The sequence below is a fragment of the Streptomyces scopuliridis RB72 genome (genome assembly GCF_000718095.1).
In the GTDB taxonomy this organism is placed as follows: Bacteria; Actinomycetota; Actinomycetes; order Streptomycetales; family Streptomycetaceae; genus Streptomyces; species Streptomyces scopuliridis.
Window position 1 is genome coordinate 283,200 of the sequence record NZ_JOEI01000005.1, and the last position, 23,591, is coordinate 306,790.

Below are 23,591 nucleotides of genomic sequence, written 5' to 3' on the forward strand. Positions count from 1 at the left end.
GGCCAACTACCCTGGTGCGCATGGAAATCCTGGGAACCACGTTGCGCATCTGCGTCGACGACCTGGAGACCTCGGTGGTGTTCTACGAACGCCTCACCGGTAGCCCCGCGCTCCGCTTCGAGCGCGGTGGGGTCTCCGTCGCCGCCGTCGGCTGCTTCCTCCTCATGAGCGGCCCCGCGTCGGAAATCGATGTCCTGCGCAAGGTCACGGCCACGATCGCCGTCAAGGACGTCGACGAGGCGATCACCGTCCTCACCGGCGTAGGGGCGCGTATCGTCGCGGGCCCGGTGCCGACGCCGGCGGGGCGCAATGTGATCGCCCTGCACCCCGACGGTTCGGTCTTCGAGTACGTCGACCGCAAAGCCGTCCCGACACCGGGCTGATCACCCGGGCCGGTCAGCCGGCGGCCGGGGGGCCTTCGTCCATGAAGGCCCCCACCACCAGATCGGCGAGCAGCGCCCCCGCCGTCCCGTCCGGGTCGAGGTCTGGGTCGTAGAGGGTCACGTTGAGACCGACGCACCGCTCGGAGCGCACCAACGCCCGCGGCAGTACGGCGAGTTCGTCCGGCATCAGGGCCACGCCGGGGGCGGGGGGCCGGAGCCCCAGGTTGGAGGGCGCGTCGATCACCACGATATTCCGCATGCGAACCATCCTCATCGCCGTAGGCTGCATCCTCATATGACTTCGCGGACCACATGACTTCGCGGACCAGCGGGAACGGAAGAGGGCGGGCAGCGGGATGACCACTCAGCACACCTACCGGGTGATCGTGCGCGGCACATGGGACGGGCTGACGGACGACGACCGCGCCCGGCTGCTCGCGGAGGCCGACCAGCACGGTCTGACGCAGATGCGGTTCACCCCGGAGGGCTCGCTCACGTACGACACGACGCTGAAGCACTTCAGCTACCGCTACGTGGTGGTCTCCGACGCGGCGGACGGCGAGGAGATGGCGGGCGCGCTCGCCGAGGACCGCGCGGAGACGGCGCTGAAGGCCCTGGGCTGCGGCCATGGCGAACTGCGGTCCACGGTGACCGACATGGACACCATGAAGATCAACCGCAAAGGCCGCTGAGCGGCGCGCCGTCGCGGAGGTCCACGGGCGTTCAGCCGTCCCGGTCCACCATCTCCGCGGTGATCGCCCAGCGTTCGTGGTCGCGCCACGCGCCGTCGATATGGAGGAAGTCCGGCGAGTAGCCCTCCAGCCGGAAGCCCACGCGCCGGACGAGGGCGAGGGACGCGATGTTCGTGGGCTGCACATTGGCCTCCAGCCGGTGCAGCCCCAGCGGGCCGAACGCGTGCCGTACGACCAGCCCGAGCCCTTCCGTCATCAGGCCCCGGCCCGCGGCGTGCGCGAAGGCGCCGTAACCGAGCGCGCCGCACCGGAAGGCGCCGTGGACGATGTTGTTGATATGGACGAAGCCCGCGATCCCGCCGTCCTCGCGGGCACAGACGAGATAGCCCTCCCTGCTGGGATCCTCGATGAACCGGCCCGCATGGCCGGCGTACGCCTCCGCGTCGGCGGGCGGGAACAGCCAGGGTCTGTGCAGCCGCCGGCTCTCGCGGACACGCGACGTGAACTCGTCGGCGTCCTCGGGGCGGTAGCCGCGTACGAACGTGCGGGAGCCTTCGGCGAGTACGGGTCCTCGCCGCTCGGGAAGGTCGGGCATCGCGTCAGCCTACGTGATCTTCGTACGGCCGATCATGGTGGCTCGGAAGCCGGTCCGCCAAACGTTTCCGGATCACCCGTCATGCGTGTTGATCATCACACCGGGCGTGACTGATAGCTGGGTTAGCGTTCCGCCCTGTGACTATGGTGACTTCCCCTTCTCCGCTTCCTCCTGTCCAGGACTCCCCGGCAGCCCCGGCGCTGACCCGGGCCCTCTTCGGCGAACGGTTCGAAGAGATCCACCAGCCCTGGCGCAAACTTTTCAGTACCGGGCCGTTCCGCTATCGCGAGGGGCTGACACCGCAGGAGCGTGCCGCGCTGTCCTACGAGCGGCTGCGGCTCGTCAATGACGCGATCGACAGCCCCGAGGAACTCGTCGTCGACGTGGAACGGCTCAGCGCGCTCCACGAGTGGGCGGGCCCGGTGGACGCGGGATTAGCGACAGTCGCGAGCATTCACTACAACCTCTTCCTCGGCAGTCTTCTCGACCACAGAGCCGACGGAGAGCGTGATCTGCGCGCCTTCACCGAATTGCGGCGTACCGGTACGTTCCTGTGCACCGAGGCCGGACACGGCAACAGCGCCTCCCAGTTGGAGACCATAGCCACCTTCGACCCGGCGACCGGCGGCTTCGTCCTCCACACGCCGTCGCCGACCGCGGGCAAGTTCATGCCGAACACCAGCTCCACCGGCGGCCCCAAGACCGGTGTCGTGGCGGCCCGGCTGATCACGGACGGCAAGGACCGGGGCGTCTTCCTCTTCCTCACCCCGCTCAGCGACGACACCGGAGGCCCGCTGCCGGGAGTGGAGATACGCAGACTGCCGCAGACGGCCACCAGCCCGGTGGACCACTGCGTCACCTCCTTCGAGAACGTCCGGCTGCCCCATGAGGCGCTCCTCCAGTCCGGTCATGGACGGCTCACCCGGGACGGCGTCTTCACCAGCGCGATCGGCAGCCCCCGCAAGCGTTTCCTGCAATCCATAGGCCGGGTCACCGCCGGCAAGCTGTGCATGAGCGCCTACAGCCTCGGGGTCACCCGCCACGCGCTGGCCGTCGCCGTACGCCATGCCCACACCCGGCACACCTCCGGTGTCACCGCCGGGGGGAGCGTGCCGCTGTTCGCCCATCGCAGCCATCACACCCCGCTGCTCGACGCCCTGGCCACCACCTACGCCGCGACGCTGCTGCACCGGACGGCCGTGCGGCAGTGGACCGAGTCGACGGAGGCGGAGCGCGAGGACGGCGAGCGTCTGGCGGCCGTCGCCAAGGGCTGGATCACCTGGCGGGCCCGCGCCGTCATGACGGAGTGCCGCGAACGGTGCGGCGCCCAGGGGCTGTTCCTCGCCAACGGCATCGCCGGCCAGCTGACGGCCAATGAGGGCACCATCACCGCGGAAGGTGACAACCTTGTCATCTGGGTCAAGGCGGCCGGGGAGATGCTTCTCGGACACTTCACCCCGAAGGAGCCGAGCGCCCTCGCGCCCGGGGACCGGGCTCTCACCGATCCTGCCTTCCTCCAGGACCTCCTGACGGACATCGAGAGCGTCTGGCACCAGCGGGCCCGCACGCGGCTGCGCGGCGGCAAGGCCGGCAATCCGCTCAACCGGTGGAACGCGACGGTCACACCCGCCCTCGAACTGGTCGACGCGCACGCCCACCGCCGGGCCGCCGAGGCGCTGCTGACCGCCGCCGAGGAGGCCGACGGGCCGGGGGCGCGGCATCTCCTGCACACGCTGCACCGGCTCTTCGCGCTGCGCCGTATCGCCGCCCACAGCGGGGATCTGCTGGCCGAAGGGCGGCTGACCGCCGGCCAGGTGAGGCAGCTCCCCGACCTGGCGGAGGACGCCGTCGTCGAGCTGGCTCCCCACGCCCCGGCGCTCACCCGCGGCTTCGCCATCGCCGAGGAGGTCCTGCTCGACCACCCGATCAGCCATCCGGAGGCCATGGGCCGCGTTCCGGAAGGCCACAGGGGCTGAGTGGCGCCCCACCCTCACCCCGGACCGGCCCTCCCGTTCAGACGAGGGCGGGCACATCCAGGGTGAGGGTGGCGCTCTCCGCGTCCAGTACGGCGGGCACGCCCAGCGGTACGGTCAGGTTCGACTCGCCGTGCCCGAAGCCCAGTTCCTCCACGACCGGTACGCCCAGCCCGCCGAGCCGGTCGAGGAGCAGGGTCCTGACGTCCTCGTACGGTCCGCACTCCGCCCAGGAGCCGAGGCCGATCCCCGCGACGCCGTCCAGCCGGCCGGAGCGCAGCAGTTGGGTGAGGATACGGTCGAGACGGTACGGCTCCTCGCCGACGTCCTCGATCAGCAGCAGCCCGCCCGCCGCCGAGGGGCGCGCGTACGGGGTGCCGAGTTCGGCGGCGAGCAGGCTGACGCAGCCGCCGAGGGTGACGCCCGAGGCGCGGCCGGGGACCAGCCCCCGGGCGGTGTCCTGGCCGAGGGTGCGCACCGACTCGGGCTCGAAGAGCGTGGCGCGCAGCGACTCCTGCGTCCCGGAGTCCTTGAGGAAGGTCATCGCGGCGGTCATCGGACCGTGCAGGGTGACCAGGCCGAGCCTCTGGGCGAACGCCTCGTGCAGCGCGGTGATGTCGCTGTAGCCGACGAAGACCTTGGGGCCCGCGGCCCGCATCGCGGTCCAGTCGAGCAGACCGGCCATGCGCTGGACTCCGTAGCCGCCCCGGGCGCAGAGCACGGCGGAGACGGCCGGGTCGCACCAGGCCTCCTGGAGGTCGCGGGCGCGGTCCTTGTCCGTCCCGGCGAGATAGTCGAGCCGGGGATGGACGTCCAGCACATGCGGCGCGACGACGGGATCGAGGTCCCAGCCGCGCAGGATGTCCAGCCCGGCTTCGAGCCGTTCGGCGGGCACGGGGCCGCTGGGCGCCACGACGGCGACCCGGGCCCCGGGCCGCAGTCGCGCGGGCCGGGTCAGTGGAGTGAGCGTCATCTGCGGAACTCCAGCCGGGCGATGTCGGTACGGTCAATGCCGAAGGTCTGTGCGTACAGGGACAGTTCGGCCTCCAGCGCGCTCACCATCGTGTCGGCCCTTCGGAAGCCGTGGCCCTCGCCCTCGAAGGCGAGATACGCGTGCGGTACGCCGCGGCCGGCCATCCGCTCCAGGAACCGTTCGCACTGCGCGGGCGGACAGATCACATCGTCGAGCCCCTGCAACAGCAGGAACGGCGCGCTGACGCGGTCCGCGTGGTGCACCGGCGAGCGGTCCCGGTAGCGGCCGGGGACCTCGGCGAGCGGGCCGACCAGCGATTCGAGGTACTGGGACTCGAAGTCATGGGTCTCGTCGGTGGCCCAGCCCAGCAGATCGAGGATCGGATAGCTGATGGTGCCGCAGGCGTAGACATCGGTGGAGGTGAGCGAGACGGCGGTGGTCCAGCCGCCCGCGCTGCCGCCGCGTACGGCGAGTCTGGCCGGGTCGGCGGTGCCCTCGGCGGCGAGCGCGGAGGCGACGGCCGCGCAGTCCTCCACATCGACCACGCCCCACTGCTCGCGCAGCCGGTCGCGGTAGGCCCGGCCGTAGCCGGTGGAGCCGCCGTAGTTGACCTCGGCGACGCCGATGCCGCGCGAGGTGAAGTAGGCGATCTCCAGATCGAGGACGAGCGGGGCATGGCCGGTGGGTCCGCCATGGGCCCACACCACATAGGGCGGTAGTTCTTCGTGGGGCGCGCTGTGGTCGGGGCTGTGCGGCGGATAGATATGGGCGTGGATCTCGCGGTTGTCGGGCCCGGTGAAGGTACGGATCCGGGGCTCCGGGTAGTAGGCGGGGTCCACCGGGTCCTGGTGCGCCGCGCCGATCACCCGGGCGTGTCCCGTGCCGGTGTCCAGCTCCACGATCTCGTACGCGCTGCGCGGACTGGCCGCGACGCCGATCACGCGGTCGCCCTGGACGGCGAGGGTGGCGGCCCACTCGGTCCAGGGTCCGGCGGCGTCCACCACTTCGCCGGTCACGGGGTCGAGCACGCCGAGCGCGGTGGAGCCCTTGCCGTGGATGACGGCGATCAGCCCGTTCTCCATGGGGTGGAACCACTGGAGGCCGATCTTCCAGAGCGGTCCGCCGAACTCCTCCCCGCGACCGGGGCAGAGGCTGGTGCTCGGGATGACACCGGCGGCTCCCTTCCGGCCCAGGGCCTCGGGGCGGACGCGCTGGATCTCCCACCAGCCGCCGGCGTCGGAGACGAGGAGCAGCGAGCCGTCCGGCGCCCAGTCGACCTGCGCGACCGATTCGTCGGTGCCTCCGGCAACGGCCCTGACGCCGGTGAAGGGGCCGCTCTCCGGCACCTCGCCGAGTATCACCTCCGTGCCGTCCCAGGGCATCCGCGGGTGGTCCCAGGCGATCCAGGCGGCCCGGCGCCCGTCGGGCGAGAGCCGGGGACCGGTGACGAAGCGGTGCCGGTCGTCGGAGAGCTCCCGTACGGCCGTACGGTCCTCGGCGGCCGAGCCGTCGAGCGGCACGGCCGCGATCACCCGCCGTACGTCGGTGGGCGCCTCGCCGGTGAACTCCTCCAGCACGCACCAGACTTCACCGCGGTCGAGGAGGAGCCGCGGATCGGCCCAGCGCAGTCCGCCGCCGGTCGCTGACACCGGGGTGAGCGGCCGGGGTTCACCGCCGCCGTCCGGCTCGTACGCGTACAGCCGCTGGTCGGGGAAGTGGACGAAGACGACGAGCGGGCCGCCGTCGGGGCGGGCGGCGCCGGCCCAGGGCACCCCGCCGTACTCGATGACCCGGCTGCGGACGTTCCACGGGGCCGGCAGCGGCGACTCCTCGTGGCCGTCGGCCCGTCGCCGTACGAGCGCGCGCCGGCCGGCCTCGGCGGGGCGCGGCTCCGTCCACCACACCTCGTCGCCGACGACCCCCACATACTCGGGGCGCCCGTCGTGCGAGGCGGCCAGCGCCGCGTCGATCGGTGACGGCCACGTTCCGTAGGCCCCCATGGACAGCATGAGCCACGCTCCTAAGCGGACTTCAGATAGTGGTCGAGGACACGGACGCCGAAGTGCAGCGCCGAGACGGGCACCCGCTCGTCCACGCCGTGGAAGAGCGCCTGGTAGTCGAAGCCGGGAGGCAGCTTGAGCGGCGAGAAGCCGTAGCCGGTGATGCCGAGCCGGGAGAACTGCTTGGCGTCCGTCCCGCCCGACATGCAGTACGGCACCACATGGCCGGCCGGGTCGAAGCGCTCGACGGCGGCGCGCAGTTTGGCGAACGTCGGCGAGTCGACCGGCGCCTGGAGGGCCACCTCCCGGTGGTGGAACTCCCATTCCACATCCGGTCCGGTGAGCTGGTCCAGGGTGGTACGGAACTCCTCCTCGCCGCCGGGCACCATGCGCCCGTCGACATAGGCGGTGGCCTGGCCCGGGATCACATTGACCTTGTAACCGGCTTCCAGGACGGTCGGGTTGGCGCTGTTCCTTATGGTCGGCTCGACCAGTGCGGCGGCCGGGCCGAGCTTGCCGAGCAGTCCCTCCGTGTCGAAGTCCTCCGCATAGGCATCGGTGTCGATGCCGTGGAGCGCGGCGAGTTCGGCGAGGGCGGCCCGTACGGTCGGGGTGAGCCTGACCGGCCAGGGGTGGCTGCCGATCCTGGCGACGGCGGCGGCGAGCCTGCTGACCGCGTTGGCGTGGTTCACCTTGGAGCCGTGCCCGGCCCTGCCGTGGGCGGTGAGCTTCAGCCAGCCCGTGCCGCGCTCTCCGGCGGCGATCGGGTAGAGCGCCATACCGTGCCCGGCGTGGAAGGTGAAGGCCCCGGATTCGCTGATGCCCTCCGTACACCCCTCGAACAGCTCCGGGTGCCGGTCGGCGAGGAATCCGGAGCCGTCCTCGGCGCTGGCCTCCTCGTCGGCGGTGTAGGCGAGCACGATGTCCCGGCGCGGCCGGATACCGTCCCTGGCCCAGGCGCGGACGACCGACAGCACCATCGCGTCCATGTTCTTCATGTCGACCGCGCCGCGCCCCCACACCACCCCGTCGCTGACCTCGCCGGAGAAGGGGTGCACGGTCCAGTCGGCGGGCTCGGCGGGCACCACGTCCAGATGGCCGTGGACGAGCAGCGCGTCGGCCGAGGGGTCGGTGCCCTCGATCCTGGCCACCACATTGGTGCGCCCGGGGGTCCGCTCCAGCAGCGTGGGTTCGATCCCCGCGTCCGCGAGCCGCTCCGCCACGTATTCGGCCGCCGGCCGCTCGCGGCAGTCCCCGCTCCCCCGGTTGGTGGTGTCGATACGGATGAGGTCCGAGGTGAACGCGACCACCTCGTCGAGCGCGGCCGTATCGGGGGCACCACTGGTGTCGATGGGTGTCATGTCAGCCATACTGCTCCTCCACGGCGGCCGAAACGATCGTCGTGACCGCTTTGAAGGTACGAATGGCCTCATACATCGTCCCGCTGGTGTACGCGGCCCGGCGCTCCCCGCTGGGGGCCACGCCCGGTACGACCGTGGCGACATCGGAGAGATGCGTGGCGTCGAACTCCATCTCCACGGTGAACGGGCCGCCCGCGACCGGTTCGTACCGTCCGGCGAGGGCGGTGGCCTCCTTGGCGGCGGCGTGGATGTCGGTGGCGGTACGGGCCGGGGTCCGGCAGACGGCCGCGTACCGCGAGACATGGTCCTTGACGGCGACCTTGCGGGCGTCCGGCGCGTAGCCCTCCGCGTCCACGCAGGTCAGATCGTCGCCGGTGACCAGCACCACGGGCACCCCGTACTCCGCGGCCACACGCGCGTTCAGCAGCCCCTCGCTGGCCCGGGTGCCGTTCAGCCACACGCCGGTCAGGGAGTTGGCGAGATAGGTGTGCGCGAGCACGCCTTCCGTACCGGCGCCGGTGTGGTAGCCGACGAAGGCGATGCCGTCGACGTCCCCGTGCTGAACGCCCTCGACCATGGACAGCGACTTATGACGGCCGGTCAGCATCTCGGCGCGCTCGTCCAGCCGTTCCAGCAGCAGATTGCGCATGGACCAGTGCGCCTCGTTGATCAGCACCTCATCGGCCCCGCCGTCGAGGAAGCCGAGCACGGCGGCGTTGACATCGGAGGTGAACAGGGCGCGGCAGCGTTCCCACTGCGGCGTGCCGGGCAGGACATCGGCCGGCCAGGTCACCCCCGTGGCGCCCTCCATGTCGGCGCTGATGAGGATCTTCACAGGTACTCCGTTCTCCGTGGGGAGGGGCGGTCGTCGGCGGGACGTTACACCCGTCGTACGACATGCAGCAGATACTCCTTGCGGTTGAGCGGATTGTGGTCCGTTCTGGGCCGGGCCGGGATGGTGTCGCGCACCGCTTCATAGTGGTCGAAGGATGCTTCGAGCACACCTTCACCACTGGTCAGCGTGGGCAGCCGCTGTTCCAGCTCATGTACCCGCGCCGCCGGAATCTCCCCTTCCAGCAGATACGAGGAGCCGTTCGCCGCCGAGGTGCGCGGGACCGCGCGCAGCCGCCCCAGGACGGGCAGTACGGCGCCGAGCGCGTCCGCCGGAAGGTCGAGCCGGAAGCGGTGCATCGGCTCGTACACCGTGGTGCCCGCCCGCTCCAGCGCGCTCATCAGCACCAGCGGGGTGAGATGGCGGAAGTCGCTGCCCGTGCTCGACATGCTCTTGTCGAAGACGCCGTGGGAGTGGCTCTGCCGGGGCGCGTAGCCGGAGTGCGTCATGGTCACGACGCAGTCGATGACCTGCCAGCCGTGGATCCCCTGCCGCAGCGACTCCTTCACGGTGTCCTCCACGGCCTTCATGAACGCGTACGGCATCGACCCCAGCTCGACCTCCAGCCGGAATTCCACGCCCGCGCCGACGGGGGCGGGATCGACGCGCAGCCCGACGGTCGCGAGAAAGGGATTGGGTTCCTTTCCCATGATCTCGACGGCCGCTCCGCTGCCGGCGGGCCGCTCCACACAGATCGTCGTGGTCTCGCGGAAGGTGACATCGACCCCGAATTCATCCAGCAGCGTCGCCTGGATGACCTCTTTCTGTACCTCGCCGTAGAGCGAGACGGAGATTTCCCGTCGAATCCGGTCCTGCCGCAGATTGATCAGCGGGTCCTGTTCGGCGAGTTGGGTGAGCGCGGCATGCAGCGTCCCCTTGTCGGCGGCGCGGCGGGGAACGACGACTGTCTCCAGCGTCGGCGGGGAGAAGAACCGGCGCTCCGCGGGAGTGGTGCGCGGAATTCCGATCCCGTCGCCGATCCGGATATCGCTCAGACCCCAGAGCTTTCCGATGCGCCCGGCGGGGACCGACGCGCGCCGGACGGCGGATCCGCGGTCGAACACACTGATCGCGGTGACCTTGTCCTCCTCTTCCCGTACCTCGTTCGCCGTATCGCCCGCCGCATTGCCCGCCGTGTCGTTCTCCGTAGTCCGGTGGAATCGCAGCAGATCGCGCGTTCTTACCGTGCCCGAGAACATCCGTACGTATGCGATCTTCTCGCCCGCGGGTCCCCGCTCCATCTTGAAGACGGTGCCGGAGACGGGCCCTTCGGGATCGCCCCCGGCCCTGGGCAGCAGCTCGCTGATCCCGTCGATGAGCGCGTCCACGCCCGCGCCGGTGATCGCCGAGCCGAGGTAGACCGGGTGGACGAGCGCCCGTCCGGTCTGGGTGGCCAGCTCTTCGCGGAGCCGGTGGTACGGGAGCGCCGTCGCGTCGTCCACGTACGCGGCCAGCAGGGCGTCATCGTGGTCGGCGAGCAACTCGGCGAGTGCCGAGGTGAACGCGGCGTCGCCGGCGCCGTACGGCACGGGCAGGGCGTCACGCGTGCCCAGGCCGGTGGCCGCCCCCATCGCGATCACCGACGGGGAGAGCTTCTCGGAGATGCCACGCAGTACGCGTTCGTCGTGCGCGCCGGTGCGGTCGATCTTATTGACGAAGATCAGGGTGGGAATGCGCAGCCGCCGCAGCGTGCGCATGAGCACCCGGGTCTGCGCCTGAACTCCTTCGACGGCGGAGATGACCAGCACGGCGCCGTCGAGCACGCCGAGGACCCGTTCCACTTCGGCGATGAAATCCGGGTGGCCGGGGGTATCGATCAGATTGACCGTGGTGTCGCCGACGACGAAAGAGACGACCGCGGATTTGATGGTGATGCCACGCTGGCGTTCCAGCGTCAGGGAATCCGTCTGGGTGCTGCCGTCATCGACGCTTCCGATCTCGTCGATGACACCGGCGGTGAAGAGCAGCCGCTCGGTCAGACTTGTCTTACCGGCGTCGACATGCGCCAGAATTCCCAGGTTCAACGTACTCATGGAGCGTCATGTCCTCTAGATAGGCGGTGGTGACCTTCTGGATGGGCATAGACGCTCGGCGCATAATCTTCTCCTTGATCAATCGGCTGTCGCGGGGAGTACAGCAGAAGCCGCCCCGGACGGCAACTCATTTCCGGGGCGGCTCGGGCCTTGCTGTTCAGTCGCGGGCGAGGATGTACCACCGGGCCGGCAGATCGATACGGGTGCCGTCCGGCAGCCGTTCCGTCTGGACCAGCGCGGTGTCCCCGTCCGCAAGGATCCGCAGCCCCGCCGCGCGCAGCAGTTCGGGCACCTCCTTGTCCCCGGCGCCGGCCGGCCTGAGCCCGTGGTCGAAGACCCGCCGCAGCTTCGCGGGCGGGCCGTCCGGCCCCGCCGCCGCCTGCCGTAGCACCGTCTTGGAGGCGGGGGTCAGCTCGGCGACGAACGCCCGGCCGCGCTCCCCGAGCAGCTCCGCGACCGCGCCCGCCACGGCCGGCCGGTCCTGGGGCTCGCTCTGGTGGATGACCGCGCGCATATAGACGTTGGTGTCGCCCGTACGCTCCCGGAGCGCGCGCACCGCGTCATGGTCCACCAGATTGAGCTGCTCGAACTCCACGGCCCTCCCGGTGTCGGCGCGCCGCGCGTGCGCTATCGCCGCGTGCGAGAGGTCCACCCCGATCGCCCGGGCGAAGCGGGTGGCCAGATAGCGGGTCTGGGTGCCGTTGCCACAGCCGAGGTCGACCACGGGCAGGGTGGCGTCGGCGTACGGCAGCAGCAGTTCGCTGTCCGGTACGGAGGTGAGCGACGGGTCCGAGTCCCAGATCGCCTCGCCGGGCGTGTCGGAGGTCTCCGCCCAGAATCCTTCCCATGCCTCGCGGTAACGCTGCGAAACGTCCATATACGGCCTCCCCTGTTCCGGCCCGCCGAAGGCGAGCGCTGGAAGACCGGACTACCGTCCGCGCAGGTCGGCGGACAAGAGGGCGGATGCTTCTGTCAGCTTCCGTTCGACCGCGTCCGTACCTTTCGCGCCAGAGCCTGTTCGAACCAGACCGTCTTGCCGCCCGCCGAACTGCTGCTGCCCCACTCCCGCGCCAGGGTGCTCACCACGCGCAGTCCGCGCCCGAACTCGTCGTCCCGGCCCGCGTTCAGCAGGGCGGCGGGGGCCGGTTCGTCGTCGATGACCTCGCACAGCAGCGCGTCCGTACGTACCAGCCGCAGCCCGACCCGCCGGGACCGCGCGTGCTTCACGGCGTTGGTGACCAGTTCGCTGACCATCAGCTGGGCCGTCTCCACCGCGGCCGGCAGCTCCCAGTCGAGCAGCTGCCCGCGCACCAGCCGTCTGGCCCTGGCCACCTCGCGCGGGTCGAGCGCGAGGTGGAACTCCGCGACGTCCCTGTCCGGGATGCCGTTCAGCCGGGCCATCAGGAGCGCCACATCGTCCTTGCGCCCCTCACGGGTGTTGAGCGCGCGGATGATGGTGTCGCAGGCGTGGTCCATCGACGCGGCGGGGTGCGCGGCCGAGGCGCAGAGCGCGGCCAGACCGTCCCCGATGTCCGCCCCGCGCACCTCGACCAGACCGTCGGTGCAGAGCACCAGCCGGTCGCCGGGCCCCACCTTCACGGTCGCGGTCTCGAAGGCGACTCCGCCCACCCCTATGGGGGCGCCGGTCGGCAGATCGAGCACCTCGGCCCTGCCGTCCTCCGCGTGGACGAGCACGGGCGGGATATGCCCGGCGTTGGCGATCTGGAGCTCGGACCTGATCGGGTCGTACACCGCGTACAGGCAGGTCGCCAGATACAGTTCGCCGAGCCGCTGCGCCAAGTCGTCAAGATTGCGGAGCAGTTGGGCAGGCGGCATCTCCATGGTCGCCATGGTCTGTACGGCGGTGCGCAACTGGCCCATCATCGCTGCCGAGTTGAGCCCGTGGCCCATCACATCGCCGACGACCAGCGCGGTGCGCGAACCGGGCAGTTTGACGGCGTCGAACCAGTCGCCGCCGATCCGGCCGAGCCGGGCGCCCGGCAGATAGCGGGTGGCGATGTCACACCCCGCCATGTGCGGCGGGACCTGCGGCAGCATGCTGTCCTGGAGGGTCTCGGCGACATTCTCCTGGTACGTGTACATCCGGGCGTTGTCGAGTACGAGCCCGGCGCGGGCGGCGAGTTCCGCGCCGGTCGTACGGTCCATGTCGTCGAACGGCTGCCGGTCGGGCCGCCGCATCAGCACCATGAAGCCGAGCACCACATCACGCGCCTTCAGCGGGACGAGCAGCATCGACCGGTGGTTGATGAGGGGGCGCAGATCGCGCTTCTCGAACTCGGCGGAGATACGGTCGCCGGCCTCCTCGCTGAGCCGCGGGATGAGCACCGGCTCGCCGGTGACCATGCACTGGAAGAACGGGGTGTGTTCGGGGAAGGCGATGGCCTCGCCGACGGGCACGGTGTCGTCCCAGCGGCCCGGTTCGTCGTTGTGCTCGACCCAGACCCGGTGCCAGACAGTGGTCACATCGGGCGGTCCGTCCGGGAACCCCTCACCGGCGAGTACGGCGGCGCGCAGATGCGTACCCGCGAAGTCCGTGAAGCGGGGCACGGCCGCGCTGGTGACCTCGCGGATGGTACGGGCCAGATCGAGGGACGAGCCGATCCGGCCGCTGACCTCGTTCAGGAACTCCAGCCGCTCGCGCACCGCCGCGTATTCGAGGTCCAGTTCGGGACGGGGCGCCGCCCGCCGCCGGGGATTCCCGTCCTCGTCCACCGGATCCGTCAGACCGCCGCGGCCCGCGGGCCGCCTCGGCACACCCCAGTCCGGGGTGACCGGCACCCGGTCGTGATGGCTGAACTCCAGGACCGGATAGCCGAGTTCGAGGACCTGCGCGACGATGCGACTGGATTCGGCCGGGCCCATGTTCGGCAGGATGTCCGGCAGCCGCCGGGCCAGCACCTCGGCGTCCGGGAACTCGGTGTGCAGGGCGAAGGCCGGGGAGATCCGCCGGGTGTCGGCCCTGCCGTCCGCGTCGTCCCCCTTGAACTGGGCCGCGTCCGCGGCGAGTACGAGATGACGCCCCGGTCCCGGACCGATCAGCGGATACGCCCACCACACCACGTCGAGCCGGTCGCGGCCCCGCTCGGAGAGCGCCGCGCGTCCCGCGGTCGCGTAGGAGCCGCGGCCGTGCAGCTCCGGTCCGCCCCCGTCCCCGGTGTCGTACGTGCCGTGCGCCACGCCGCGTTCCTCCGCGGCGAGGGCACCGGCGACCGGCATCAAATCGGTGGCCGGCTGACCGACCGCCTCGTCCTTCGAATGGCCGAAAAGTCTCCGTGCGCCGGTCGACCAGTGCGAGACCAGACCGTCTCCGTCGACGACGACCACGGCGAGCGGAATCCGGCCGGCCGCGGCGAGGCGCTGCCGCGACGGTCCCGGCGGAACACCACTGTCCATGGGTGGGAGGCTCCTTCCCTGCCGCCAGGATCCGCGGCTCCGCCCTCCACGGTACGGCCCTGCGAGGGGGATGCGCCGGGCAATGAACTAATCAGTAGTGCGCCCGCGCACAACCCCCTGTTGACTGAAATTCAGTCAGTCTTCATGGCCGAGTTGGAGATCGCGTTCGGTGCGTCCACCGCCCGCCACCTGGAGCACCGTGGCCACCGGCGGATAGCCCGCGGCGATCACGGTGTACTCGCCCGACGAGAGATCCACGAACCGGAAAGTGCCGTCGGCGTTGGTGGTGAGGGTGTCCACCACATTGCCCGCCGCGTCGAGCAGGGTGACCCGCGCGTCCTCGACGGGGCGGCCGCCCCCGGCGCGTACGGTGCCGCGCAGTACCGCCCCGCCGGCCAGTTCGATGTCCTGCCGGGTCTCCCGGGAGGCCTGCACACTGACCGGCAGCGCGGCGGGCCGGAAGGCGGGGGCGCTCGCTGCCAGCGTGTACTCGCCCGCCACCAGCTCCGAGATCACATACGCGCCCTCGCGCCCGCTGCGGGTGCTCGCCACCACCTCGCCCCGTACATCCGTGAGGGTCACGGCGGCGTCCCGTACGGGCGTGCCGTCCGCGGTGAGCACAGCCCCGGCGAGCCGCCCGGCGCCGCCGAGGACCACGTCCAGTTCGACGGGGCGTTCGCCGACGGTGACCGTGACGGCCTGGGGCTGATGCCCGCCGGCCGCCGCGATCATCACATACGAACCGGAGCCCGGCACGCTCAGCGCGTACCGTCCGTCCTCGCCGCTCGCGCCGCGTCCGATCTGCTTGCCATGGACGTCGATGAGGGTGAGGGCGGCGCGCGGCACGGTCGAGCCGTCGTAGTGCTGCACGGTGCCGCAGACGGCGACGCCGGAGATGTACGGGGCCGGGGCCGGCGCGGCGGGGATGCCGGGGGCGGAGGCGCTGCGCGCGGCGGGGACGGTGCCGGACTCGGCGGCCGAGACGTTCTGGGACACCAGCGGTTTCTCCTTGAGGAAGAAGGCGATCAACAGGCCGAGGACGAGCACCGGCACGAGATAGAGGAAGATCCGCGGCATGGCGTCCGCGTACGCCTGGATATAGCCGTCGCGCAGCGCGGGCGGCAGCGCGTGGACCGCCTGCGGGGTGATGGACTCGACGTCGGGGAGGCCGGTACCCGCGGGGACCCGGTCGGCGAGGGCGTCGGCGAGCCGGTTGGCGAAGAGCGTGCCGAAGATGGCGGCGCCCACACTGCCGCCGATCTGCCGGAAGTAGTTGTTGGCGCTGGTGGCGGTGCCGAGATCGGCGGGCCCTACGGAGTTCTGCACGGCGAGGATCAGTACGGGCATCACCAGCCCCATCCCGAGGCCGAGAGTCGCCTGCGCGATGCCGCACTCCAGCTGGGACGTGCCGGTGTCCAGCCGGGACAGCAGCCACATCCCGGCCACCGAGAGCGCCCCGCCGAGCACCGGATAGATCTTGTAGCGGCCGGTACGGCTGATGAGCTGGCCGGAGACGACGGAGGCGACGACGACACCGCCCATCATGGGCAGCATCAGCAGACCGGACTCGGTGGCGCTGGCCCCGTCGACCATCTGGAGATAGGTGGGCAGATAGCTGGCGGCGCCGAACAGCGCCACACCGACCACCGCCCCGACGAGGCTGGTGATGTTGAAGACGGAGTCGCGGAACAGCCGCAGCGGGATGATCGGTTCGGCGGCGAAGTGCTCAACGACCAGGAAGAGCAGAGCCGTTCCGGCGGCGCCCGCGGTCAGTCCGAGGATGACGCGTGAGCCCCAGGCGTACTCCGTACCGCCCCAACTGGTCAGCAGCACCAGACAGGTGGACGAGGCGGCGAGCAACAGCGCGCCCAGGACGTCGAGGCGGGCGCGGGCGGTCGGCTTGGGGAGCTTGAGGACGACGGTGACGACGGCGAGCGTGACCAGACCGAAGGGCACGTTGATGTAGAAGCACCAGCGCCAGGAGACATGGTCGGTGAAGAATCCGCCGAGCAGCGGGCCGGCCACGGACGCGAGGCCGAAGGCCGCGCCGATCAGCCCCATGAAGCGCCCGCGCTCCCGGGGCGGCACGATATCCGCGATGATCGCCTGGACGCCGATCATCAGCCCGCCCGCGCCGATGCCCTGGACGGCGCGGAAGGCGATGAGTTCGTCCATGGTGCGCGACCAGCCGGCCAGCGCGGAGCCGATGACGAAGACGACGATGGCGAACTGGAAGACGCCCTTGCGGCCGAAGAGGTCGCCGAGCTTGCCGTAGATCGGCAGTCCGACCGTGGCGGTGAGCAGATACGCGGTGATCGCCCAGGACATCCGGTCCAGGCCCTGGAGTTCACCGACGATCTTCGGCAGCGCGGTGGCCACGATCATCTGTTCCAGCGCGGCCAGCAGCAGGGCGAGCATCAGCCCGACGAAGACCAGCCGCACCCGGCGGGGGCTGAGGGCCTCGGCGGAGGCCGCGCCGCCGGCGGACGGGGGCGGCGGAGGGTCCGCCGCGGCGGGTGCGGGCAGTGACGCGGCCTGTGCGGCCTCGTCGGCATCGTTCCCGACGCCGCCGGCGCCGTTTCCGGTACCGTTCCCGACGCCCTTCACCAGAGTGGTCCCGCCCACGTACTGCTCCCCTCGTCACACCTGCGCGGCGCCATTGTTCGCATCGCGCGCCAAGCGGGAGCAAGCGGGCCGCTCTCCCCTGAACGGGGTTGTGACGGGGGCGGGTTGACCGGTGGAGCCGACACCGAGGCGCTCATCAGGGGCTTTCCCGCGACGCGTTGTGCGGGGGCACGCTACGGCGCCGCGGGGAAAACCACTCGAAACGGTGACCCCGGCAACTATCTGCCGGGAGGTGGTCTCAACCTGCCGGAAGGCAGGGGGACTCGGTCGGTTTCTGTCCGACCTGACAGGTGTCAGGCAGCGGCGCCCTTCTCGGTCTCCTTGGCGAGCCGCGCGAGCACCTCGTCGTAGATACGGCCCAGGCCCTTGGGGGCGAAGGTCCGCTCGAAGAAGCCGCCGATGCCGCCCGCGCCGTCCCAGACGGTGGTGACGACGGCCTTCGAGCTGCCCTCACCGGCCGGGGTGACGGTCCAGGTCGTGACCATGGAGGAGTTGCGGTCCTTCTCCACGAGCCGGCCGTCGCTGGGCTCGGTCACCTCCAGCAGACAGTCACGGACGCGCTTGCTGGTGGCCTGGAGCCTCCAGTGGACCAGGGTGCCCTCGCCGTCGCCGCCCTCCCGCACCTCGTACTCACTGAAGTGTCCGGGCAGAAGCTTCGCGCGGGTGTTCTCGTAGTCGGCCAGAGCATCGAACACCGTCTCCGGGTCCGCCGCGATGATTCGCTCCGTCGTGGCCTCGACCTGCGCCATTTCTCTTCCTCCAGCACTCGTTTTCCGGTGGGGTGCGGCCAGCCAACCACCCTCCGGTACGCCCGCCCAAATCCTGGTTGCGGCGATCAAGGGAACATGTGTTCTATTCTGTGGTCAGTGCTACCGAGGAGGCACCCATGCGCTGGGACAATCTGGTCGAGAACGCCTCGACGACCGGGCAGACCGGGCCGACCGGGGACATCGCGCTCTTCGGCACGGACACCGTGACCACCCGTACCTTCGACACGCCCGAATTCCGCGGCATCACCTTCCATGAGATCCGGGCCCGTTCGATCGTGAACCGGGTGCCGGGCGCGTCCCGTATGCCGTTCGAATGGACGGTGAACCCGTACCGGGGCTGCACACACGCCTGCGTCTACTGCTTCGCCCGCAAGACCCACAGCTATCTGGATCTCGACACGGGGCTCGGCTTCGACTCCCAGATCGTGGTCAAAATCAACGCGCCGGAGCTGGTACGCCGCCAGCTGGGCTCCCGCCAGTGGCAGGGGGCCCATATCGCGATGGGTACGAATGTCGACTGCTACCAGCGGGCGGAGGGGCGCTACCGGCTGATGCCGGGCATCATCACGGCCCTGCGCGACCACGCGAACCCGTTCTCCATCCTCACCAAGGGCACGCTGATCCTGCGCGATCTGGAACTGCTGCGGGAGGCCGCGGCCGTCACGGAGGTGGGCGTCTCGGTCTCCGTCGGCTTTGTCGACCAGGAGCTGTGGCGCACGGTCGAACCGGGCACGCCCTCGCCCGAGCGCCGCCTCGACGTCGTACGGGCGATGAGCGACAACGGCATCGGCTGCGGGGTGCTGATGGCGCCCGTGATCCCCTTCCTGGGCGACGGCCCCGACCAGCTGCGGGCGACAGTACGCGCGATCGCCGCGGCCGGCGCCACCTCCGTGACCCCGCTCGTCCTGCATCTGCGGCCGGGCGCGCGCGAGTGGTTCATGGCCTGGCTCACGAAGCACCATCCCCATCTGGTGGCGCGGTACGAGCGGTTGTACGCGGAGGGGGCGTACGCCCCCAAGTGGTACCAGCGCCGGATCACGCGGCAGGTGCATGAACTGGCCGACGAGTTCGGCATCGGCCCCGTGAGCCGGGGCGAGGCCCGGCGGATCACCGTGCCACGGAATCCGGACCTCCCGGGCCTGCCGGTCCGCCCGGTGGCGGCGGACCCGGGGCCGGGCGCCACCCAGCTCACGCTGCTGTAACGCCGCCGGTCACGGCACCCTCGCGGTCCGTTGTCAGTGGCGTCGGCGAGGATGGCACCCATGACGGAACTCACCCATCTGCGCTCCCCCGCCGGTATCGCCCCGGGCAACGGCTACAGCCATGTCGTCTGGGGCACCGGCCGGTTCGTCGCGGTCTCCGGCCAGTGCGCGTTCGACGAGGCGGGCGCGATCGTGGGCGAAGGCGATCCGGCCGCCCAGGCGCGCCAGGTCTTCGAGAATCTGCGCCGCTGCCTCGCCGCGGCCGGCGCCTCGTTCGACGATGTGGTCAAGCTGACGTACTTCGTCACCGATGTCGCCCATCTCCCGGCGATACGGGAGGCGCGCGACGCGGTGATCGACACGGCGCGTCCGCCGGCGAGTTCGGCGGTCCAGGTGGCCGCGCTGTTCCGGCCCGAACTGCTGGTGGAGATAGAGGCGTTCGCGATCAGTCCCCTTTTTTGAGGGCTCGGTTCGCCTCCGGGCGCTTTATGCCACTGTCGACGGTCGACCGTGCTCGATTCCCTCGTACCTCGGGAACCTCCGCCCGCGCGGCGGAGCCGCATATCGAGCACAGCCTCCCTTTCGACAGCGGCGCGCCCTTTGGCTCACTCGCCACCGGAAAGACAGCAGCCGGAACGTATCGCCCCCCAGCCCGCACTCGCGGGCCGGATGGGGCTGTTACGGACCGGGCCGCGACGCGGACGCGGCTGCCGGCTCCGCCGAGCTGTACGCGCTCTACGTGCTGCCGGAGCGGCTCTCCACCGGGACCGGCCGGGCGCTGCTGGACGAGCTGACCGCCCGCGCGGCCGGGGCGGGGTACCAGGACATGCGGCTCTGGGTCCTCGCGGGGAACGAGCGCGCCCGGCGCTTCTACGCGAAGGCGGGCTTCGCGCCGGACGGGGCCGCCGAGGCGTTCGAGGTGGGCGGGGTCTCCGTACCGGAAGTGCGCTACGCGAGACGGCTGAGCGCCTCGGTCGCGGCGGCGCCCAGCCTCGGGTGACAGCGGGCGGCTTCCAGGGCGGGGCGCGCCCGGTCGTCGCCGAGCCGGCCCAGCCCCTCGACGCAGGCGAGCGCCACCCGCCAGTACGGTTCGTCCGGCGCCAGCAGCCGTTCCAGCGTGCTGATCAGCGCCGGTACGGACTCGGGCGCGCGCAGTTCCGTGAGCAGCCGTACGGGATGGAGCGCGTAGGCCGTGCGCAGCCCGTTGGTGGCGAGCGCGGCGGCGGCTCTGGGGGTGCGCGGGTCGCCGAGGCGTGCCAGCGCGTACGAGGCGGAGACACAGCGCTCCGGATCCCGGTGGTTGAGCAGCAGCACCAGCGTCTCGAAGGCCCGCCTGTCCCCCGCGCAGCCGAGCCGGAACGCCGCGATCTCCCGTGCCCACAGGGGCTGTTCGGGCGCGACGAGGACACCGGCCAGAGCCTCGGGATCCTCGGTGGCGATCAGCCGCTCACAGGCGTCGGAGCCCCGGGACTCGTCCCGCACCCGGTCCGCGAGCGAGCGGAAGTCCTCGTCCATCCGTCCAGCGTATCGACCCGGCGTGGCGCTGTCGGCACCAAGTGGCCCGCCCCACCGGCCACTTCACGCCTGAACGAGCAATTCCGGCCGCCCGTGACACAGCGCACAGCGACCCAGCTATGGCGCGCTCGTTACCCGTCGGTTAGCCTCAGATGAGCGGATAACCTCCGCGGCTTTCGACGGCCTGGTGACGCAGCCGTCGTGAGTGCTGTCGGTTCAGCACGGCCACGTACAGCCTGTACGGCGATGTACAGCCTGTACGGCCTTCAACGGCGATGTACGGCGCGGCTCCGGAACAGAGTCCGCCGCCACACCACCGCCCCACCACCGTGACCGCACGCCTTCGCGCGCCCGGCGCTCGCCGCGCGCCCTCAGTCGTCACTCTCATCCCCTGGAGTCCCGTGATGGACATCCCTCTCTCCACCATCGCCGTCGTCGGCCTCGGCACGATGGGCACCGGTATCGCCGAGATCCTCACCCGGGCCGGCCACGAGGTCATCGGTATCGACATCAGCGACGCCGCCGCGGTCCGCGCCGCCGGGGCGCTCGACGCGTCCACCGCGCGGGCCGTGGAGCGGGGCCGGATCAGCGAGGAGGAGCGGCGGACCGCGCTCGCGCGGTTCCGTACGTTCTCCGATCTGCGCGCCGCCGCCGACGCCGAGCTGGTGATCGAGGTCGTGCCGGAGTCGTACGAGACGAAGCAGCGGGTCTTCCGCGCGCTGGACACGATCGTCAGCCCCACCACGATCCTGGCGACCGGCACCAACGCGCTGTCGGTGACCCGGCTGGCCGCCGACTCCGCGCACCCCGAGCGCGTGCTCGGCCTGCACTTCTTCAACCCCGCGCCGGCGATGAAGCTGGTCGAGGTGGTCTCGTCGGTCCTCACCTCGCCGCAGGCGGTCGCGGCCGTCACGGCGCTCGCCCGGGAGCTGGGCAAGGAGCCGGTCGCGGTGGGCGACCGGCCGGGTTTCGTGGCGGACGGGCTGCTCTTCGGCTATCTCAACCAGGCCGCCGCGATGTTCGAGGCGAAGTACGCCTCCCGCGAGGACATCGACGCCGCGATGCGGCTGGGCTGCGGGCTGCCGATGGGGCCGCTCGCCCTGCTCGATCTGATCGGGGTCGACACCGCCCGTACCGTGCTGGAGGCGATGTACGCGGCGTCGCACGACCGGCTGCACGCCCCCGCGCCGGTCCTCGGCCAGCTCAGCGACGCCGGACTGACCGGCCGTAAGTCCGGGCGCGGTTTCTATACATACGAGGCGCCCGGCAGCGGCACGGTCGTGCCGGACGCGCTCACCCCGGCGGCCGGCCCGGAGGGCGGCGCCGGGCGGCCCGTCCACGCGGTGGGGGTGGCGGGCTCCGGCACGATGGCGAGCGGTATCGCGGAGGTCTTCGCCAAGGCGGGATACGACGTCGTACTCGCCGCCCGTACCCCGGAGAAGGCCGCGGGCGCCGTCTCCCGTATCGCCAAGTCGCTGGCCCGGTCGGTCGACAAGGGGCGGATGACAGCCGAGGCGCGTGCCGAGACGCTGGCGCGGATCACCCCGGCCGGTTCGCTCGACGCGCTGTCCGAGGTGGACCTCGCCGTCGAGGCGGTGGCGGAGGATCTGGAGGTCAAGCAGCGGCTGTTCGCCACGCTCGACAAGGTCTGCCGGCCGGGCGCGGTGCTGGCCACCACGACCTCGTCCCTCCCGGTGATCGCCTGCGCCCGCGCGACCTCGCGTCCGCGGGACGTCGTCGGGATGCACTTCTTCAACCCGGCCCCGGCGATGAAGCTGGTCGAGGTGGTCCGTACGGTCCTCACCTCCGACGAGGCGGTGGCCACCGTCCACGCCGTGTCCACGGCCGTCCGCAAGCACCCGGTGAACTGCGGCGACCGCGCCGGTTTCATCGTCAACGCGCTGCTCTTCCCGTATCTGAACAACGCGATCAAGATGGTCGAGCAGCACTACGCGACGCTGGACGACATCGACGCCGCGATGCGGCTGGGCGGCGGCTATCCGATGGGGCCCTTCGAGCTCCTCGATGTGGTCGGCCTCGATGTGTCGCTGGCCATCGAGCGGGTCCTGCACCGCGCGTTCCGGGACCCGGGCCTGGCCCCGGCGCCGCTGCTCGAACATCTGGTGGCCGCGGGCTGCCTCGGCCGCAAGACGGGCCGCGGCTTCCGCGAATATGCCCGGCGCTGACTCCGGGGGCGGGCCGCCCCCGCAGGCGCGCTCTCCTGCGCCGATGCAGTACGTTCACCTCATGTCCCAGCCCGCCAAGTCCTCCCGTACGAACTCCAGGACCGACGTTCCGGAGAGTGCCGCCGGTACCCGCGCCGCCGCCCAGCGGCTCAAGATGCGCCGCGAGCTGGCGGCCGCGGCCATGGAACTGTTCGCGACCAAGGGGTACGAGGCGACGACCGTCGACGAGATCGCCGCGGCGGCGGGGGTGGCCCGCCGTACCTTCTTCCGGCACTTCCGCTCCAAGGAAGAGGCGATCTTCCCCGACCACGACGACACACTCGTACGGGCGGAGGCGGTCCTCAACGCCGCCCCCGCCCATGAGCACCCGCTCGACACGGTCTGCCGGGGCATCAAGGAGGTCATGCGGATGTACGCGGCCTCCCCCGCGGTCTCCGTGGAGCGCTACCGGCTGACCCGCGAGGTCCCGACGCTCCGGGAGCGCGAGATCGCCTCGGTGGCCCGCTACGAGCGGCTGTTCACCCGCTATCTGCTGGGCCACTTCGACGAGCGCGACCACACCGACGGCAATGACGACCCGCTGCTGGCCGAGGTGGCCGCCTCCGCGGTCGTCACCGCACACAACCATGTGCTGCGCCGCTGGCTGCGGGCCGGCGGCCGGGGCGATGTCGAGGCGCAGCTCGACCATGCCTTCTCGATCGTGCGCGACACGTTCGGTACGGGCATCGGCGCGGGCCGGACCATCGGCGGCAAGCCGGAGCATGTGGCGGCCACGGCGCGTACCACCGGCGACGTGCTCGTGGCGGTGGCGCACACGGACGCTCCGCTGGACGAGGTCATGCGCACCATCAGGCAGGCGCTCAGGGACGCGTGAGCGCCCCCCGGTAGCGCGCCCGGCGCATCGGACCCGCGCGGTCCGGTGCGCTTTCGCATTCCGCCCCCGCCTACGCCATGCGCTCGCTTGATCTCGTACGGTG

19 protein-coding genes and 1 pseudogene are annotated in these 23,591 nt (G+C 71.1%); 8 read left to right on the forward strand and 12 right to left on the reverse strand.

Annotated features, from left to right (window positions below; translation table 11 throughout):
• The first annotated feature begins 20 nt into the window (after positions 1–20).
• Positions 21–383: a VOC family protein gene (locus IF11_RS0106665; protein ID WP_030350502.1), complete on the forward strand. Its 363-nt coding sequence runs from the start codon at positions 21–23 to the stop codon at positions 381–383.
• 13 nt (positions 384–396) lie between these two features.
• Here the strand turns inward: IF11_RS0106665 and IF11_RS0106670 are convergent.
• Positions 397–573, reverse strand: a pseudogene (locus IF11_RS0106670) (arginase family protein); the annotation flags it as partial.
• A gap of 166 nt (positions 574–739) precedes the next feature.
• Between IF11_RS0106670 and IF11_RS0106675 the strand changes: the two are divergent.
• Entirely contained in the window at positions 740–1,075 is a 336-nt protein-coding gene (locus IF11_RS0106675; RefSeq protein ID WP_030350504.1) for a DUF6204 family protein, read from the forward strand.
• 31 nt (positions 1,076–1,106) lie between these two features.
• Here the strand turns inward: IF11_RS0106675 and IF11_RS0106680 are convergent, their stop codons facing one another.
• Positions 1,107–1,670 (reverse strand): GNAT family N-acetyltransferase, encoded by a 564-nt coding sequence (locus IF11_RS0106680; protein WP_030350505.1) that lies wholly within the window; start codon positions 1,668–1,670, stop codon positions 1,107–1,109.
• 143 nt (positions 1,671–1,813) lie between these two features.
• Here IF11_RS0106680 and IF11_RS0106685 point away from each other — a divergent pair, with 143 nt between their 5' ends.
• On the forward strand, positions 1,814–3,646 hold the full coding sequence (locus tag IF11_RS0106685; RefSeq protein ID WP_051745577.1) for an acyl-CoA dehydrogenase family protein: 1,833 nt from the start codon (positions 1,814–1,816) through the stop codon (positions 3,644–3,646).
• Between the two features lie 37 nt (positions 3,647–3,683).
• On the opposite strand, the gene IF11_RS0106690 is transcribed toward IF11_RS0106685, so the two are convergent.
• The 9 genes from IF11_RS0106690 to IF11_RS0106730 all read right to left on the reverse strand — a co-directional run bounded on the left by IF11_RS0106690 (position 3,684) and on the right by IF11_RS0106730 (position 17,690).
• Complete coding sequence (locus IF11_RS0106690; protein ID WP_030350507.1) at positions 3,684–4,616, reverse strand: S66 peptidase family protein; 933 nt, start codon at positions 4,614–4,616, stop codon at positions 3,684–3,686.
• Complete coding sequence (locus tag IF11_RS0106695) at positions 4,613–6,625, reverse strand: S9 family peptidase (protein ID WP_030350508.1); 2,013 nt, start codon at positions 6,623–6,625, stop codon at positions 4,613–4,615. Before IF11_RS0106695 ends, IF11_RS0106690 begins: the two co-directional genes overlap by 4 nt.
• Before the next feature lie 11 nt (positions 6,626–6,636).
• On the reverse strand, positions 6,637–7,977 hold the full coding sequence (locus IF11_RS0106700; protein WP_420894637.1) for a M20/M25/M40 family metallo-hydrolase: 1,341 nt from the start codon (positions 7,975–7,977) through the stop codon (positions 6,637–6,639).
• A gap of 1 nt (position 7,978) precedes the next feature.
• Positions 7,979–8,812 (reverse strand): M55 family metallopeptidase, encoded by an 834-nt coding sequence (locus IF11_RS0106705; protein WP_030350510.1) that lies wholly within the window; start codon positions 8,810–8,812, stop codon positions 7,979–7,981.
• A gap of 44 nt (positions 8,813–8,856) precedes the next feature.
• Positions 8,857–10,902 carry an elongation factor G gene (locus IF11_RS0106710; RefSeq protein ID WP_030350511.1) on the reverse strand — a complete coding sequence of 682 codons (2,046 nt, stop codon included), beginning with the start codon at positions 10,900–10,902 and terminating at the stop codon, positions 8,857–8,859.
• A gap of 157 nt (positions 10,903–11,059) precedes the next feature.
• Entirely contained in the window at positions 11,060–11,779 is a 720-nt protein-coding gene (locus IF11_RS0106715) for a class I SAM-dependent methyltransferase (protein WP_030350512.1), read from the reverse strand.
• Between the two features lie 95 nt (positions 11,780–11,874).
• Entirely contained in the window at positions 11,875–14,316 is a 2,442-nt protein-coding gene (locus tag IF11_RS0106720) for an ATP-binding SpoIIE family protein phosphatase (RefSeq protein ID WP_030350513.1), read from the reverse strand.
• Positions 14,317–14,451: 135 nt separating this feature from the next.
• A complete protein-coding gene (locus tag IF11_RS0106725; protein ID WP_240627979.1) occupies positions 14,452–16,842 on the reverse strand; it encodes an MFS transporter in 2,391 nt (796 codons plus the stop codon).
• Between the two features lie 392 nt (positions 16,843–17,234).
• Positions 17,235–17,690: an SRPBCC family protein gene (locus tag IF11_RS0106730; RefSeq protein ID WP_030350515.1), complete on the reverse strand. Its 456-nt coding sequence runs from the start codon at positions 17,688–17,690 to the stop codon at positions 17,235–17,237.
• Between the two features lie 137 nt (positions 17,691–17,827).
• Between IF11_RS0106730 and IF11_RS0106735 the strand changes: the two genes are divergently transcribed.
• The 3 genes from IF11_RS0106735 to IF11_RS36425 are packed head-to-tail and all read left to right on the forward strand — an operon-like array spanning position 17,828 to position 19,913.
• The gene (locus IF11_RS0106735) at positions 17,828–18,913 is read left to right on the forward strand and encodes an Rv2578c family radical SAM protein (protein WP_030350516.1); all 1,086 of its coding nucleotides are present in this window, start codon (positions 17,828–17,830) and stop codon (positions 18,911–18,913) included.
• 60 nt (positions 18,914–18,973) lie between these two features.
• Positions 18,974–19,375 carry a RidA family protein gene (locus IF11_RS0106740; RefSeq protein ID WP_030350517.1) on the forward strand — a complete coding sequence of 134 codons (402 nt, stop codon included), beginning with the start codon at positions 18,974–18,976 and terminating at the stop codon, positions 19,373–19,375.
• 55 nt (positions 19,376–19,430) lie between these two features.
• Entirely contained in the window at positions 19,431–19,913 is a 483-nt protein-coding gene (locus IF11_RS36425) for a GNAT family N-acetyltransferase (protein WP_106979116.1), read from the forward strand.
• On the opposite strand, the gene IF11_RS0106750 is transcribed toward IF11_RS36425, so the two are convergent.
• Entirely contained in the window at positions 19,862–20,428 is a 567-nt protein-coding gene (locus tag IF11_RS0106750) for an adenylosuccinate lyase (RefSeq protein WP_030350519.1), read from the reverse strand. The genes IF11_RS36425 and IF11_RS0106750 overlap by 52 nt on opposite strands.
• Before the next feature lie 404 nt (positions 20,429–20,832).
• Here IF11_RS0106750 and IF11_RS0106755 point away from each other — a divergent pair, with 404 nt between their 5' ends.
• Both IF11_RS0106755 and IF11_RS0106760 read left to right on the forward strand, forming a co-directional pair.
• The gene (locus IF11_RS0106755; protein WP_030350520.1) at positions 20,833–22,614 is read left to right on the forward strand and encodes a 3-hydroxyacyl-CoA dehydrogenase family protein; all 1,782 of its coding nucleotides are present in this window, start codon (positions 20,833–20,835) and stop codon (positions 22,612–22,614) included.
• 61 nt (positions 22,615–22,675) lie between these two features.
• Positions 22,676–23,488, forward strand: a complete 813-nt coding sequence (locus tag IF11_RS0106760) for a TetR family transcriptional regulator (RefSeq protein WP_030350521.1) — start codon at positions 22,676–22,678, stop codon at positions 23,486–23,488.
• Positions 23,489–23,591 lie beyond the last annotated feature (103 nt).